The organism is Salinibacterium sp. SWN139 (assembly GCF_015864625.1).
In the GTDB taxonomy this organism is placed as follows: Bacteria; Actinomycetota; Actinomycetes; order Actinomycetales; family Microbacteriaceae; genus Rhodoglobus.
On the sequence record NZ_JADYWV010000003.1, the window covers coordinates 502,714 to 517,297 of the forward strand.

Below are 14,584 nucleotides of genomic sequence, written 5' to 3' on the forward strand. Positions count from 1 at the left end.
TAAGCAGTATTAGATCGAGTTGATGTCGACCGGAATGCCAGGACCGAAGGTGGTCGAAACCGTTGCCTTCGTGATGTAGCGACCCTTGGAAGAGCTGGGCTTGGCGCGCAGAACCTCGTCGAGTGCTGCCTTGATGTTCTCGTCAAGCTGCTCAGCGGTGAAGCCGGCCTTGCCCACGATGAAGTGAACGTTGGAGTGCTTGTCGACGCGGAATTCGATCTTTCCGCCCTTGATCTCCGAGACAGCCTTTGCGGTGTCAGGGGTAACCGTTCCGGTCTTCGGGTTTGGCATGAGGCCACGCGGGCCAAGTACCTTACCCAAACGACCAACCTGGCCCATGAGCTCGGGGGTCGAAACTGCAGCATCGAAGTTGGTGTAACCAGCGGCTACCTTCTCGATGAGCTCCGAGCCACCAACCTCGTCAGCGCCAGCAGCGATTGCTGCTTCTGCTGCCGGACCGGTTGCGAAAACGATAACGCGAGCAGTCTTACCCGTACCGTGAGGCAGGATAACGGTGCCACGAACCATCTGGTCAGCCTTGCGAGGGTCTACACCCAAGCGAAGAGCAACCTCAACGGTCGAGTCAAACTTCTTGGAGCTCATGTCGCGAGCAACAGAAACAGCTTCGGTAGGCGTGTAGAACTTGCCCTCTTCGAGCTTCTCAGCGGCGGCCTTGTATGCCTTGGAATTCTTGGACATTATGCCTCCACCGTGATTCCCATCGAGCGAGCGGTGCCCGCGATGATCTTCATTGCGCCGTCGATGTCGTTGGCGTTGAGGTCAGCCATCTTCTGCTCGGCGATCGTACGTACCTGGTCTTTTGTGAGCTGCGCAACCTTGACGGTGTGCGGCGTGCCCGAACCCTTTGCAACTCCAGCAGCCTTCTTGATGAGCTCTGCTGCCGGCGGGGTCTTGAGGATGAACGTGAACGAACGGTCCTCGTACACGGTGATCTCTACCGGGATAACGTTTCCACGCTGAGCCTCGGTAGCGGCGTTGTACGCCTTGCAGAACTCCATGATGTTAACGCCGTGCTGTCCCAGCGCAGGCCCGATGGGCGGTGCGGGGTTAGCGGCGCCGGCTTGGATCTGAAGCTTGATCAGACCTGTAACCTTCTTTTTCGGTGCCATTGTGTTTCCTTTTCAGTACGAACTGACCCGTGTGGTCAGCTCTCCCGCACCCGAAGGGCGCGGTGGTTTTTTAGGGGCGTAAGCCCTTAAAGCTTGGTGACCTGATCGAAGCTGAGCTCGACCGGGGTCTCGCGCTCGAAGAGGGAAACCAGAACGATGAGCTTTCCGCTCTCCGCCTTGATCTCGCTGATCGAACCGGGAAGGCCCGCGAACGAACCTTCCTTGATGGTGATGGTCTCGCCGATTTCGAAGTCGATCTCTGCGGGGATAGCGCGTGCAGCGGTCTTGCTCTTCTGCGATGCACCCTTAGCGACAGGAGCTTCAACGATCTCAACAAGGCTCTTCAGCATGTTGAATGCTTCTTCGAAACGAAGCGGTACGGGGTTGTGAGCGTTGCCCACGAAGCCAGTAACACCAGGAGTGTGACGAACAACCGACCAGCTGTCTTCGTTGAGGTCCATGCGAACCAAAACGTAGCCGGGGATGCGAACGCGGTTAACGAGCTTGCGCTGACCGTTCTTGATCTCGACAACATCTTCCATCGGAACCTCGACTTGGAAGACGAAATCTTCCATCGCCATGGAAACCTTGCGGTTCTCGATGTTGTGCTTGACGCGCTTTTCGAAGCCAGCGTAGGAGTGGATGACGTACCACTTGCCCGGCTGCAGGCGAAGGTCCATGCGGAACTCGGCGTACGGGTCGACCTCGGCCTCTTCGCCCTCGGCTGCTTCAGCAGCGTCGGTGCCTTCAGCTTCAGCTTCATCCGCTGCTTCGTCATCGGTTGCGGCAACAGAAGCGTCAGCCTCAGCAGCGTTGTCGATGTCGAGCGCGTCGTTTACTTCAGCATCTGCTTCAGGATCGACTGCGGCATCCAGAGCCTCAAGGAGACCAGCAAGATCGGCATCGACATCAGCCGAATCGCCTTCAATGTGCATTGCCTGGTGCTCGGCGGAGTCTTCTGAACGCTCTGCCGCAGCCAAGGTGTTACCCGTCTGCGCCTCATCCTCCTCGGAGGACTGCTCTGCTGCCGTAGCGAGCTCGGAGTCTTCGCGGTGGTTCTCGGACACTAAATCTCTTTTCGTTACTCTGCAGGTCGGCCGTAACCGCTGCGGTTTATGAAGGGCTTAGACGACCAGGTTCGGGTCGCCGAACAAGAAGTTCACCAACGCGCTAAACCCAAAGTCGAGGGCCGAAACGATACCCATCATGATGATGACGAATACAAGAACAACGAGAGTAAAGCTGACCAGCTCGCGCCGAGTCGGAGTTACTACCTTCTTGAGTTCGTTAATAACTTGGCGGATGAAGAGTGTCATGCGGCCGAAGGGTCCACGACGTTGCGCGCTCTCCTTCTTCGCCTTGGCGACGACGTCCTCGCTGGGCTCGTCTACGTCTTTCTTGGCCACTCTTACTACCTTCCGATACTTCGGCTTACTCGACCCACTCCGTTTCTCACAGAGAGGGACTTGCAGGGCGGACAGGACTCGAACCTGCAACCTGCGGTTTTGGAGACCGCTGCTCTACCAATTGAGCCACCACCCTTTGCAAGAGAGGTAAATCTCTTACCCACACTTTCGCACAAACACTACGACACATCCACATTGAGAAGTGAGGAGCAGGCGCGCGAAAGTATGGCAGTTATCAACAACCTGAACAAGTGTACGTCATCCTGAGCAGTCCTGCAGTGCCCACTCCCCCTCTAGGGGAAGCAATGCGGTGAACAGGCAGAAATGGGTGCCACTTCGACTGTCATTTCAGCGTCTCAAAAAAAGTTTCCGAAAAAGTTTGAAAACCCGCGTCATAACCGAGGGGGGTCTCAGTCTCTCTATGCAAGCAGGGCAAACCAACCCTCCTTATTCGGGCAACACCAGCACTACCAGTAACACCATTCGGGCAACACCACGCGAGACCTCACCATCTCGCCGCACAACTCAAAAACCAGCACCACCATATGGGCAAGCGAAGCTGAGATCAGGCAGTAGTTCGTGGCACAACCCTCACGTTGGCCTCATTGTCGAACCAGCTTCCTTATCCACACAGGATCAGGAAGGTACCAGTCGTGTTTACACAACACATCCCGCGCACTGGGAAGCCAGTCGGGAAAAGCAACCACACCGCAGGAGTCCGTTTCGGAGCGGCCCTCGGAACCATGGCCCTTGTATCGGGCTTCACATTCATTGCCCCCGCTGCTGCTAGCGCAGAAGAGACCACCGGGGCTTCCTACGCTTACGCAGAGTTCCTCTCTGGTGATGTGCTCGGAACCGACCTCGGCAACGTTGCGGGGCTCGGCCAGGTAGTCGCCTCCAATAACGGCAACCAAGCACGACAGGTTGACCGCGATCCTCTTACCGTCGACGCCTTGGGCGCCACGGTGCTCAACCAGCCCGGCGGCCTGCAGCTTCCCCTTCTTGACGTGGTGGATGCCGGCGTAATCAGCCAGTACGCAGAAGCGGACAAGAATGGCGAATCATTCGCCTCCACGGGAGCAATTCAGGATGACGGCGCGATCGGCGTCGGCAACACCTCGTCTGGGCGAGCAGGTGACCTCACCGTCGACCTCGACAGCCTCCTCTCCAACGAGTTCGCATCGGTTCTCACTGACCTCAAGCTCGAGCTCGATGCAGTCTCTGCTCGTGCCGACGGAAACATGACGTCGGCCTCCGGCGACTACACGCTCGCGGATGCAACGCTGAGCTTCTCCAGTCCCGCCATCAGCAAGCTGACAAGCAAGGTCACCACAGCGCTCAACGGCGTTGACGGCCAACTCATTAGCTTGGGCGGCGACAACGGCGCTCTCGGCAACTCGATCGACGGCATCCTCGACCCCGTTCTCGGCGTCGTAGGTTCCTCAGCTGACGTGAAGGTCGTCGTCGACGCCGACCTCCAGAAGGCAGTAAGCACGCTGCTCGACGGCAAGTACGGAGACGGCGCCGTGAGCTTCAACCTCGAAACCGGCGCGGTAGTGGTTGACCTCGAAACCCTCCTGGGCGGCGAGCTGAACAACCTGGCCCCGAACACCGAGCTGCTCACGGATGCTGTGGTCAACCAGATCCTGAACGGAATCACCGAAACGGTGGCCGACCTCGCCGACGACATCGTCGAACGCGTCGAACTGTCACTGCGGGACGCTCGCGTCGAGGTATCCGCCAAGCTCAACTTGCTGACCGCACAGAAGTCCACTCAGAAGACGGTGTGCCACGACATCCAAGTTCCGATCATTGGCGACATCCTCAACGGTGAAGTTCTCGGTGGAGGTTCCTCCAACGGCGGCCTCGTTGGCGGTCTGCTCGGCGGGCTCACCGGCGGCCTTACCGACGGAGTAACCCAGGGCGTCACGCAGGGCATCATCGGCTACACGACAGACACCGTGTGCGAAGTGGTTGGTTCTGTTCTCCCTGACCTGCGCAGCACCGTTGACGTCAGCATCATCGGAAACGTGGATGACCTGATCGACGGAACCGCTATCTCCGCGAAGGCAAACATTTCACTCCTCGGAGGAACGGTCACGACCGGCCTCAACGTGAAGACGCTCATCGGCAGCCTCGGAAAGAGCCTTGATAGCTCTCTCTTCTCTAACGGCGGCGTGGTTACCTCGCTTGTCAAGAGCCTGAACACCGGCCTCGTGAACCCGGCAGTCACCGGTCTCCTCGGCGACTCGAGCGTAGCCACGGTGCTCCACGACCTCGTCTCGATCAAGGTCAACGTGCAAGAACAGTTGACCTCCACCGGCACCGTCAAGGGTGACATGTTCAGCGAAACGGCAGTACGCGTGGCGGTGGGCAGCGGAGACGTAGCCACCCTCAACGTGGCGCGTGCCGTTGTTGGCCCCAACGTTCAGACCGTGGTCGACCCCAACTGCACCGAAAACTGTGGCACCGGCGGGACCGGCGGAGACCCCGACGGAGACCCTGACCCCTGTGTCGGTGTCTGCCTCGTCGGCGGTTCAGACTTCCTCGATCTTCCGACCTATGCCCTCGGTGGGCAGCTCGCATACACCGGTGCCGGTGTTGCGACTCTCATCGCTCTCATCGTCGCGTTGTTGGCAGCGGGTGCCTACTTCGCGCGTCAGGGTTACCTACGTACACACCCCAAGTCCGAGCTCTAGGACTGCGTAAGTAACCTCTAGCGGCCGGAGCTTATCGTCCCCCCAGGATTCAAGCTCCGGCCGCTTCTCTCTGCCCCTATCGCGTTCTCGCGGTAGGGGCAGTCTTCTGTGTGAGTGCCTCTCTCGCCGGCAAGCAATCTCTGGGCATCCCGGCACCCGAAGCCATAGACTTGAGCGGTGACCTCACCTCGCCTCTCTGCCAGAATTTCCGCCATCGCCGAGTCAGCCACCCTCAAGGTGGATGCCAAGGCCAAGTCGCTTCTCGCGGCCGGGCGGCCCATCATCAGCTACGCGGCGGGCGAGCCCGACTTCGCGACCCCCGCGAACATCGTGGAGGCGGCATCCAAGGCCGTGCTCGACCCCAAGAACCACCGCTACACGCCCGCAGCCGGACTTCCCGAACTGCGCGAAGCGATCGCGGCGAAGACGCTGCGTGATAGCGGCCTTGAAGTCGGCATCAACCAGGTTGTTGTCACCAATGGTGGCAAGCAGGCCGTGTACCAAGCCTTCGCAACTCTCGTTGACCAGGGCGATGAAGTTATCGTTCCTACGCCGTACTGGACCACCTACCCCGAAGCGATCAAGCTCGCCGGTGGCACCATGGTCGAAGTTTTTGCTGGCGCAGACCAGGGTTACCTCGTGACCGTTGAGCAGCTTGAAGCCGCTCGCACTGAGAACACGAAGGTGCTGCTGTTCGTTTCGCCGTCGAACCCCACCGGTGCCGTTTACTCGCCAGAACAAACCAAGGCCATCGGCGAATGGGCTCTTGAGCACGGCATCTGGGTCATCAGCGACGACATCTACCAAAACCTGGTCTACGACGGAGTGCGTGCTGTCTCCATCGTGGAGGTCGTTCCGGCGCTTGCTGACACCACCATCCTCGTGAACGGTGTAGCCAAGAGCTACTCGATGACCGGCTGGCGCCTTGGCTGGATGGTCGGCCCGGTTGACGCCATGAAGGGTGCAGCAAACCTGCAATCGCACCTCACCAGCAACGTCTCCAACATCTCGCAGCGTGCCGCCATCGAAGCCCTCACCGGCCCCCAGGATGCCGTGGAAGAGATGCGGGTGGCCTTCGACCGCCGCCGCAAGCTCATGGTCTCCGAACTCAACAAGATCGACGGCGTGAACTGTCCGACACCTCAGGGCGCGTTCTACGTGTACCCGGATGTCTCCGGCTTGCTGAACCGCGAATGGGACGGCGTTACGCCAACCACAAGCCTCGAACTCGCCGACCTCATCCTTGAGAAGGCCGAAGTCGCCGTGATCCCCGGAGAAGCGTTTGGGCCAAGCGGCTACCTGCGCCTCTCCTATGCCCTCGGCGACGACGCACTCCTCGAAGGCGTGCAGCGCTTGCAGAAACTTTTTAGCTAACCCAACCGCCCCGACGCGGTGGAGGATTTATGGATGCGACACCACCGCTCGATGCCGCTGGCCGGTTGAGCGCGGCCCTCACCGGCGCACTGCCCTCCCAACGGCTTCAGGCTGCCCTCTCCGCCGGAACGCACCCGCGGGACGAGTTCGTGCGCGTGCTGCTCGAGCACTGCGCACTCGAACCCGACCTCAACGTGCGCGAGACACTCACGTGGGCGCTCATGCGGCACCCGGCAGCGGTTACCGTGCCGCTGTTAATCGCCGAAACACAGTCAGCGACCGCCCAAGCGCGGAGCCAAGCTCTGCACACTCTCTCGAAAATTGGTGACCCCGCCGGGTGGGACGCAATCACTCCCGCTCTTCTCAACGACTTGGATGAGACCGTCGCCCGCACAGCGTGGCGGGTTGCGACCGTTTTGGTGCCCGACGGCGACGAAGCTGAACTCGCTTCCCAGTTGGTCGCACACCTTGGGCGCGGCGAGCGCGAAGCTCACATGAGTCTCAGTCGATCACTTGCGGCGTTGGGTGAGCACGCGACACCGCTGCTCGACGAGCTAGCCGAGAACGGCGCTGGGGATGTGCGGCTTCACGCTCTGACCACGCTGCTGTTGCGGGAATCCCCCGACGACGGCTACGAGGCAGCACTGTTTGATGCGGAGCTGCGCGTGCTGCTAGCGGATGCCGCTGCGGCGGATGAGCCTGAGGGCGATAGCGGCTAACGACCGGGCAGTTCGACGGTCACCGTTGTGCCGCCGTAGCCGTTGGCTTGGTCGCGACCCTCGACCGTGACCTCGGCGATGCCTTCAGGGATTTCCACGCCCGATTGGGTGCGGGTGAACGGCTGCTCGCTGGCGTGATCGTGCGAAAGCGTGTGCTCACCCAGCACCGTGCCATCGGGGGCGAGCACGCGCCATCCGTCGGCATACTGCTCCGGAGTGTCGTACGGCGAGCTCACGGTGACGGCGAAATCGAACAGGTTCGTTCCCGTCGGTGAGACGCTTACATCCTCGATATCGGGGAAGAATGTGGCCGCGTCAGGGCTTGAACTGGCTGGCGGTGTTGTGCTGAGTTCAGAGGTGTTGTTGTTCGAGGTGCTCGCAGCCGAGCATCCCGTCACGGCGAAAGTAACGGCGAGCGCGAGCGCGGTGAGAGCAGATGTTCGAGAGCGGGCCGGCGTGATCATGATTCGACGGTAATGGGGCTGGCTGACAATCCCCGCCATACCTCGCATCAACCGATCGGTTGATGGACCTCTAACCGTCTGCACCTGTCGCAGCGCGCCCAGACAAGCGACGATAGAAGCATGAACACCACCGCTCCTGTCGTGCAGGTCGAAAATCTGCGCAAAACCTACGGTTCATTTGCCGCTGTTGACTCGGTCAGTTTTGAGATTCAGCGCGGCGAAACCTTCGCGTTGCTTGGCCCTAACGGCGCAGGCAAGTCGACCACGATCGAGATTTTGGAAGGCTACCGGGATCGTACCGGTGGCTCCGTGAGTGTGCTCGGCGTCGACCCCGGCAAGGGTGGCCTAGCTTGGAAGGCTCGCCTCGGCATCGTGTTGCAGTCCAGTGGCGAGAGCGGCAATGTGTCGGTGCGCGAACAGCTCACCCACTTTGCTGGTTACTACCCCCATCCCCGCGATGTCGACGAAGTTATTGCATCGGTCGGGCTTGAGGAGAAGGCAGGAACGCTGATTCGCAAACTTTCTGGCGGGCAACGTCGGCGAGTGGATGTCGCGCTCGGCATCATCGGAAGCCCCGAGCTGCTCTTTCTCGACGAACCCACCACGGGCTTTGACCCCGAGGCGCGTCAGCAGTTTTGGCAGCTCATTCGCTCGCTCAAGGCGGACGGAACGACCATCCTCCTCACCACCCACTACCTCGACGAAGCGGCCCAGCTGGGTGACCGGGCGGGGGTAATCGCGGGTGGAAAGATGATCGACATTGGCGCGATCGACGAGATCGGCGGGCAAGAAGCGCGCACCCCACGCGTGCGTTGGCGCGATGCCAACGGCAAGCACGAAGAACGCACCCACACCCCTGGCGCTGTCGTGGCATCCCTCATGGCCGCCGGCGCAGAACCGACCGGGCTCGAGATTGTTCGCCCCAGCTTGGAAGACATCTACCTGCAGTTGGTCTCCGACCACGCACACGCACGCGAAGTGGAGAACGCACGATGAGCACCCCAACCACGACCAGCTCGGCGGCGATTGCTGCTAGCACGCCGAGCTTTGGCCTCGGAATCGGCCGCAGCCTCAGGCTCGGATTCAGCCGCATCAAGCTCGAAGTGCGGAGCTACTTTCGCCAGGGCGATTCGGTGTTCTTCACCTTCTTGTTCCCCGTCGTCATGCTCACGATCTTTGCGGTCGCCTTCAGCGAACAGAACTTCGGGACCGAGGAAGAACCGCTCACGGCGGCTGCTTTCTACCTGCCAGGGATGATCGCCGCCGGCCTGCTCCTCAGTGGCCTGCAGAACATGGCGATCGACATTGCTATGGAACGAAGCGACGGCACCCTCAAACGCCTCGCCGGCACACCCCTGCCGGTGATGAGCTACTTCATCGGCAAGATCGGGCAAGTCTTCGTGACCGGCGTGCTGCAAGCTGCCCTCGTGATTCTGGTCGCGAGTGTCGCATTCGACGTCGAACTGCCGAGCGAACCCAGCAAATGGGTGACCTTCGCCTGGGTCTTTGTGCTCGGAGTCACGACATCCGCAGTGCTCGGTATTGCCCTGAGCGGGCTCCCGCGCAGCGGTAAGAGTGCAACCGCCGTCGTGATCCCGGTGGCTCTCGTGCTGCAGTTCATCTCCGGCGTGTACCTCGGATTCTCGATGCTGCCCGAGTGGTTGCAGAACTTCGCCAGCATCTTCCCGCTGAAGTGGATGGCGCAAGGAATGCGCGAAGTGTTCCTGCCCGCAAGCTTCGAAGTGATGGAGCAATCCGAAAGCTGGAACCTTCCCGGCGTTGCCATCGCCACCGGCCTCTGGCTCGTGATCGGTCTGATCATGACGCGCATCACCTTCCGCTGGATCCGCAAGGATAGCTAAATGGGATTTGTTCGCTGGATGAGCGCTGCCGTGATCGTCACCACGACGATCATGGCCGCGCTCATCGTCGGCTCAAGCGGCTACGGCCTCAACGACCGGATCGGAGCCGGGGTCGCACTCGCAGTGTTCGGTCTCTCCTGGTTCACGGTCGGCATGCGATCAGACACCAGCCCGATTGCGGCCTTCATCTTCGTGACCGTGCTGGTCATCGCCGTCGGTACCGGCGTCGCGTTCATGCCGATCATGGCCACGCTGCAGGCACTCGCCTACCCGCTCGTGTGGGTGATCTCTGAACGCACCCGTAACGCGATTATCAGCAACGTGGCACTCGCTCTTTCCGTGGGCGTCGGCTCAGTCATCAACATGGGGCTCAGCGTGAGCGCCATGCTCTACAGCGGCACCGTCACCGCGCTCTCCCTCATCTTCAGCCTTGCCCTCGGCCTCTGGATCACCCAGATCTCGAAACTCAGCGACCAACGCCACGACCTTGTGCTCGAACTGCAATCGACCCGCGACAAGCTCACTGCCATCAGTCGGGATGCTGGGGTCTCCAGCGAACGAGAGCGGCTCGCCCGCGAGATCCACGACACCATCGCGCAAGACCTCACCGGGCTCGTACTCGTTGCCCAAAGAGCTAAGCGCGAACTGGATAACAACAATGCTGCCGGCGCAGCCGAACAACTTGAGCTGATCGAAGACAGTGCCCGCGCCGCCCTCGCGGAAACACGCGCACTGGTGGCGGCATCCGCCCCGGTTGGTCTCACGGGTGACGGTATTTCGAGCGCGCTGCACCGACTGGCCGAACGCTACACGCGGGAAACCCACCTGACCGTAACGGTGGATGCTGCGGAGCTGCCCGCAATTGCGCGCGAGACCGAAGTGGTGGTGTTGCGCTGCGCCCAGGAGGCCCTCGCCAACGTGCGCAAGCATGCGAACGCCACGCGCGCCACGATCGCGGTCGCTGCTGATGCGACCGGGCTCACGGTAGCCGTGACCGACGACGGCGGCGGCTTCGACCCCGCCACCGCTCACACCGGCTTCGGGCTCGAAGGAATGAGCGAACGCTTGGCTCTCGTGAACGGTCGTCTCGACGTCGACAGTTCGGGCGCCGGCACCACCGTGCGCGCCACCATCCCGAAGGAAGTTCTTGCATGATCCGTGTCGTAGTTGCCGACGATCATCCGATTGTCCGCAGTGGAATCGTCGGCCTGCTGAGCTCGGCGGATGACATCGAGGTCGTCGGCGAAGCCAGCGACGGTGTCGAGGCGGTCGCGTTAGCCACGCAGCTCGCCCCCGACGTTGTACTCATGGATTTGCGCATGCCCGGCCTCGGAGGCGCAGAAGCGACGGCGCAACTCGTAGCCGCTCGCCCCGACGTTCGCGTGCTCATTCTCACCACGTATGAATCCGACGAAAACATTCTGACCGCCATCGAGGCTGGAGCGAGCGGCTACCTGTTGAAGGCGGCACCGCAAGAGGAGATTCTGGCCGGCCTTCGATCGGTGGCGCGCGGCGAGGTCGCGTTAGCTCCGTCGATTGCGGCGCTGCTCGTGAACCGCATGCGCGAGCCCGCGAAAGTGACGCTGAGCGATCGTGAGACTCAAGTCTTGGCGCTCGTGGCAGAGGGCAACAGCAACCGAGAGATTGCGGCCGCCCTGTTCGTGAGCGAGGCTACCGTGAAGACGCACCTCATCCACGTCTTCGAAAAGCTTGATGTGAAGGACCGCACGCGGGCCGTCACAAAGGCGATGGAGTTGGGGTTGCTGCCCCGCTCTCACTAGCGCCGCCTGAGCTAGGCGAGGCTGGCGGATGAGCACGCGTTGCTAGGCGAACTAGGCGAGTTCGACGCCAACAGCGACGGGTTCCGGCTGCAGGTGGATGCCGTATCGGCTGAGCACACACGCCCCGATATAGCGTGAAAGTTCTGCAATCTCGGTGGCGTCCGCGCCAGTGCGGTTGACGATCGCCAAGCTGTGTTTGGTCGACACTGCGGCTCGCGAGCCCGGCAGCCTGAAACCCTTGTTCACGCCCGAATGTTCGATGAGCCAGGCTGCGCTGAGCTTCACCAGGCGCGGTTTGGGCGCGGGTGGCGGGGCAGGTTCTTCGCCGAGCGGAACCGCAACATCGGTGACGGGATCGTCGTCGATGACCCAGCGTGGGGCATCCGCGGGAAGGGCTCTCGCGATGTGTTCTGGCACGATCGGGTTCGTAAAGAATGAACCGCAGCTGGCAGAGTCTGGTTCGTTGGGGTCGAGCACCATCGCCTTGGAGGCGCGCAGGGCGAGCACCGTGTCGCGCACTTGCTGCAGGGGCACAGCATCGCCGACGTTCACCCCGAGGGCGGTAGCGAGTTGCGGGTACTGCACTGTGCTGGCGGGTGAGGCGGTGACGGTGAGGTACACGGCAACGACGACTCCGGCGAGGCCACTTTTAATCACGGAGCTGCGGTAGCCGAGTTCGAGTTCGGCTGTCGTGAGGTGCACGAGTTCGCCGCTGTCGTAGTCGAGAAAGTCAATGCCAGTGAGGGCGCTGGCGACTTCTTGGCCGTAGGCTCCGATGTTTTGGATGGGGGCTGCGCCGACGGATCCGGGGATGCCGCTGAGGGCTTCGATGCCGCCCCAGCCGCGGGCGACAAGGCGCGCAACGAGGGCGTCCCATGATTCGCCCGCTTGCACGCGGAGGCTGAGGGTCGTGTCCGTTTGATTAGTGACTTGGATGCCGCGAGTGGCGATATGGATGACGGTGCCGTCATATCCTTCGTCACTGATCACCATGTTGGAGCCGCCGCCGATGAGTAGCCAGTCGTCGCCGCGTTCCCAGACGGCACGCACACTCTCGAGAAGCTCAACTTCAGTCGTGGGGCTCACTAGCGTGCGTGCGGGCCCGCCGACTCGGATGGTGGTGAGGTCGGCGAGCACGATGCTCTCAGCAGGTGCTGTGCTGTCGGGGGAAACGGTGTCGGTCATTGGTGGAGTTTGACCCTCACTTGTGCTTTGCCGAGCACGGTTTGGTTGTTGGCGCTGACAGTGAGGTCGATGCGCGTCACGTCGTCTTCGATGGCGCCAACCTTGGCGGTGACGGTAACAACAACGCCGCCGTTGCCGTCGACGACGACAGGGCGAGTGAAGCGCACACCGTATTCGACGAGTTCGCCGCGGTCGCCCATCCAGTCAATGACGGGTTGCACGGCGAGGCCCATGGTGAGCATGCCGTGGGCGAGCACACCGGGGAGGCCTACGGAAGCGGCAACGTCATCCCGGTAATGGATGGGGTTGAAGTCTCCGGATGCTCCCGCGTAGCGCACGAGCGAGAAGCGGGTGAGGGTGACTTTGCCGGTGATGAGTTCTTGGCCGACGACGAGGTCGCTCATTCTGTGCCTCTCATGACGAGTACGGAGGTTGCGGTGACGACGTGGTCGCCTGCGGCATCACTGATGGCGGTTTCGGCGGTGATCATGTCGTTGCCGCCGAGGGACTTAATGCTCGTGACGGTGAGGATGGCGGTGAGCTCGTCGCCAGCGACGATGGGTCGCGTGGAGGTGAACTTCTGTTCGCCGTGCACGATGCGCGAGAAGTCGATGCCAGTGTCGGGGGCAGCCAGGAGAAGGGCGAGGCCAGCTTCTTGGATGACGACGGCGAAAGTGGGCGGTGCTACGACGTCGGCGAAGCCTGCTGCTCTAGCGGCTTCGGGGTCGTGGTTGAGCGGACTTTGAGCGAAGACGGCGCGCGCAAATTCGCGTACTTTTTCTCGCCCGACGAGGTAGGGGGTCGTGGGCGGGAAGACCCGGCCTTCTAGTTCTTTATTCACTGGCACGGTGTCCAGCTTAGGCAATGTTGGCGATGCGTGTGTGGGTGAGATTGGGGTTGTGTTTGTGGGCCGGTTGATTACGGCCAGATTGTGTTGCGGCTGTTAAATGGGTGAAGCCCCGGAGACCGTGAGGTCTGCCGGGGCTTCAGAAATTCTGTGAGGCGTTAGCTCAGTAAGTTTTTACTGGCAGCTGTCGCACTGCAGAAGATCCATTGGGTCGACGGGAATTGCATATCCGCCAACGGTGTCGTTTTCGTTATCCATTCGATCCTCCTTAAAGTCTTCTTGAAGTTTCCGGCGGTTTGTCGGAGATTTCACTATATATGGGTAATGACACCCATGTCATTACCCCAGATGTAGTGTCTCGGCGTGTCGGCCAATTTTCTTTAAATCTACTCTCAGCCGCTGACATTTCTCCGCAAACGTCCTCCCTCAGGACGCGAAACTGCGCTCCCGCTACAAGTGCGCAGTGCCCGAGATATGGGCGACAGGAGGCGACATCGGATGCGGCGAGAAACCGAACCGGTCGACGGCATCGACTTCGAAACCGGCGGCTTCGATCGCGGCAAGGGTGTCGCGGTTGGGGCGGCATCCGCCCGCTATCGCGGCCCACGCCGGAGTGAGCAGATCCTCTACCGTCGCCACCACACGATTGCTCGAACGCACATGCTCGTAAAACGCGAGGTGCCCGCCCGGTTTGAGCACGCGGGTGAATTCGGCGAGTGCCGCCTGCTGATCAGGGACCGTGCACAGCACAAGGCTGCACACGACCCAGTCGCAGCTGTTGGTGGCGAGCGGTAACGCTTCTGCGGTGCCGTCGCTGACGGTGATCGGAACGCTCGCCTTCAGCGCCGCAGCCTCGGCGATCGCCCGCAGTTCGGCATCCGGCTCGACGGCGTGAACGGAATCCACCGCCGAACCGTAGTGCTGAAAAGTGGTGCCGGTTCCCGCGCCGACCTCGACCACCGTGCCGGAGATGGCGCGAAACAGTTCAGCACGGTGGGTGTCGCCACCCCGGGCATCCATCGTCGGAGACAACTTGATGAATCCCTGACGAAAGAACCGTTCGCGCCAGCCGCCCTCACCCACGGGGACGACCCGCGAGTGAGGACGTGTAGACAAT

Annotated in this window: 16 protein-coding genes and 1 tRNA gene; 7 read left to right on the forward strand and 10 right to left on the reverse strand. The window is 61.3% G+C overall.

The features are described 5' to 3' along the window. Positions 1–9 precede the first annotated feature (9 nt). The 5 genes from rplA to I6E74_RS12305 form a co-directional block, all read right to left on the reverse strand. Positions 10–699, reverse strand: a complete 690-nt coding sequence (rplA, locus tag I6E74_RS12285; protein WP_197126081.1) for a 50S ribosomal protein L1 — start codon at positions 697–699, stop codon at positions 10–12. Beyond that, on the reverse strand, positions 699–1,130 hold the full coding sequence (rplK, locus tag I6E74_RS12290; protein ID WP_100389473.1) for a 50S ribosomal protein L11: 432 nt from the start codon (positions 1,128–1,130) through the stop codon (positions 699–701). The genes rplA and rplK overlap by 1 nt, the downstream gene beginning before the upstream one ends. 86 nt (positions 1,131–1,216) lie before the next feature. Continuing rightward, positions 1,217–2,197 carry a transcription termination/antitermination protein NusG gene (nusG, locus tag I6E74_RS12295; RefSeq protein WP_197126082.1) on the reverse strand — a complete coding sequence of 327 codons (981 nt, stop codon included), beginning with the start codon at positions 2,195–2,197 and terminating at the stop codon, positions 1,217–1,219. 57 nt (positions 2,198–2,254) lie between these two features. Continuing rightward, positions 2,255–2,536 (reverse strand): preprotein translocase subunit SecE, encoded by a 282-nt coding sequence (gene secE, locus I6E74_RS12300; RefSeq protein WP_197108034.1) that lies wholly within the window; start codon positions 2,534–2,536, stop codon positions 2,255–2,257. A gap of 63 nt (positions 2,537–2,599) precedes the next feature. Further along, positions 2,600–2,672 (reverse strand) — tRNA-Trp (locus I6E74_RS12305). Between the two features lie 607 nt (positions 2,673–3,279). Here I6E74_RS12305 and I6E74_RS12310 point away from each other — a divergent pair. The 3 genes from I6E74_RS12310 to I6E74_RS12320 all read left to right on the forward strand — a co-directional run bounded on the left by I6E74_RS12310 (position 3,280) and on the right by I6E74_RS12320 (position 7,328). Further along, complete coding sequence (locus I6E74_RS12310) at positions 3,280–5,235, forward strand: choice-of-anchor G family protein (protein ID WP_231604994.1); 1,956 nt, start codon at positions 3,280–3,282, stop codon at positions 5,233–5,235. 177 nt (positions 5,236–5,412) lie between these two features. Next, positions 5,413–6,609: a pyridoxal phosphate-dependent aminotransferase gene (locus I6E74_RS12315; RefSeq protein ID WP_197126085.1), complete on the forward strand. Its 1,197-nt coding sequence runs from the start codon at positions 5,413–5,415 to the stop codon at positions 6,607–6,609. A 29-nt stretch (positions 6,610–6,638) separates the two neighbouring features. After that, entirely contained in the window at positions 6,639–7,328 is a 690-nt protein-coding gene (locus I6E74_RS12320; protein WP_197126087.1) for a HEAT repeat domain-containing protein, read from the forward strand. Here the strand turns inward: I6E74_RS12320 and I6E74_RS12325 are convergent. Then, positions 7,325–7,792 carry a hypothetical protein gene (locus I6E74_RS12325; protein ID WP_197126089.1) on the reverse strand — a complete coding sequence of 156 codons (468 nt, stop codon included), beginning with the start codon at positions 7,790–7,792 and terminating at the stop codon, positions 7,325–7,327. The genes I6E74_RS12320 and I6E74_RS12325 overlap by 4 nt on opposite strands. A 120-nt stretch (positions 7,793–7,912) precedes the next feature. Between I6E74_RS12325 and I6E74_RS12330 the strand changes: the two genes are divergently transcribed. Genes I6E74_RS12330 through I6E74_RS12345 form a run of 4 tightly spaced genes read left to right on the forward strand, consistent with a single transcriptional unit; the run spans position 7,913 to position 11,435 of the window. Beyond that, entirely contained in the window at positions 7,913–8,788 is an 876-nt protein-coding gene (locus tag I6E74_RS12330; RefSeq protein WP_197126091.1) for an ABC transporter ATP-binding protein, read from the forward strand. Beyond that, positions 8,785–9,654: an ABC transporter permease gene (locus tag I6E74_RS12335; RefSeq protein ID WP_231601512.1), complete on the forward strand. Its 870-nt coding sequence runs from the start codon at positions 8,785–8,787 to the stop codon at positions 9,652–9,654. The genes I6E74_RS12330 and I6E74_RS12335 overlap by 4 nt, the downstream gene beginning before the upstream one ends. After that, entirely contained in the window at positions 9,655–10,809 is a 1,155-nt protein-coding gene (locus I6E74_RS12340; RefSeq protein ID WP_197126093.1) for a sensor histidine kinase, read from the forward strand. Further along, a complete protein-coding gene (locus I6E74_RS12345) occupies positions 10,806–11,435 on the forward strand; it encodes a response regulator transcription factor (RefSeq protein ID WP_197126095.1) in 630 nt (209 codons plus the stop codon). The genes I6E74_RS12340 and I6E74_RS12345 overlap by 4 nt, the downstream gene beginning before the upstream one ends. Before the next feature lie 51 nt (positions 11,436–11,486). Here the strand turns inward: I6E74_RS12345 and I6E74_RS12350 are convergent, their stop codons facing one another. From I6E74_RS12350 to I6E74_RS12365, 4 genes are all read right to left on the reverse strand, one after another. Then, a complete protein-coding gene (locus tag I6E74_RS12350; protein WP_197126097.1) occupies positions 11,487–12,620 on the reverse strand; it encodes a UDP-N-acetylmuramate dehydrogenase in 1,134 nt (377 codons plus the stop codon). Continuing rightward, on the reverse strand, positions 12,617–13,024 hold the full coding sequence (locus tag I6E74_RS12355) for a MaoC/PaaZ C-terminal domain-containing protein (protein ID WP_197126098.1): 408 nt from the start codon (positions 13,022–13,024) through the stop codon (positions 12,617–12,619). The genes I6E74_RS12350 and I6E74_RS12355 overlap by 4 nt, the downstream gene beginning before the upstream one ends. Continuing rightward, positions 13,021–13,467, reverse strand: a complete 447-nt coding sequence (locus I6E74_RS12360; protein ID WP_197126099.1) for a MaoC family dehydratase N-terminal domain-containing protein — start codon at positions 13,465–13,467, stop codon at positions 13,021–13,023. The genes I6E74_RS12355 and I6E74_RS12360 overlap by 4 nt, the downstream gene beginning before the upstream one ends. A gap of 450 nt (positions 13,468–13,917) precedes the next feature. Next, the gene (locus I6E74_RS12365) at positions 13,918–14,583 is read right to left on the reverse strand and encodes a class I SAM-dependent methyltransferase (RefSeq protein WP_231604995.1); all 666 of its coding nucleotides are present in this window, start codon (positions 14,581–14,583) and stop codon (positions 13,918–13,920) included. Position 14,584: the final 1 nt, after the last annotated feature.

Coding starts and splice junctions, on each gene's coding strand:
- I6E74_RS12310 (WP_231604994.1), top strand. CDS start 3,280: ATGGCCCTTGTATCGGGCTTCACATTCATTGCCCCCGCTGCTGCTAGC.
- I6E74_RS12335 (WP_231601512.1), top strand. CDS start 8,785: ATGAGCACCCCAACCACGACCAGCTCGGCGGCGATTGCTGCTAGCACG.
- rplA (WP_197126081.1), bottom strand. CDS start 699: ATGTCCAAGAATTCCAAGGCATACAAGGCCGCCGCTGAGAAGCTCGAA.
- I6E74_RS12340 (WP_197126093.1), top strand. CDS start 9,655: ATGGGATTTGTTCGCTGGATGAGCGCTGCCGTGATCGTCACCACGACG.
- I6E74_RS12350 (WP_197126097.1), bottom strand. CDS start 12,620: ATGACCGACACCGTTTCCCCCGACAGCACAGCACCTGCTGAGAGCATC.
- I6E74_RS12345 (WP_197126095.1), top strand. CDS start 10,806: ATGATCCGTGTCGTAGTTGCCGACGATCATCCGATTGTCCGCAGTGGA.
- I6E74_RS12320 (WP_197126087.1), top strand. CDS start 6,639: ATGGATGCGACACCACCGCTCGATGCCGCTGGCCGGTTGAGCGCGGCC.
- I6E74_RS12355 (WP_197126098.1), bottom strand. CDS start 13,024: ATGAGCGACCTCGTCGTCGGCCAAGAACTCATCACCGGCAAAGTCACC.
- I6E74_RS12325 (WP_197126089.1), bottom strand. CDS start 7,792: ATGATCACGCCGGCCCGCTCTCGAACATCTGCTCTCACCGCGCTCGCG.
- rplK (WP_100389473.1), bottom strand. CDS start 1,130: ATGGCACCGAAAAAGAAGGTTACAGGTCTGATCAAGCTTCAGATCCAA.
- I6E74_RS12330 (WP_197126091.1), top strand. CDS start 7,913: ATGAACACCACCGCTCCTGTCGTGCAGGTCGAAAATCTGCGCAAAACC.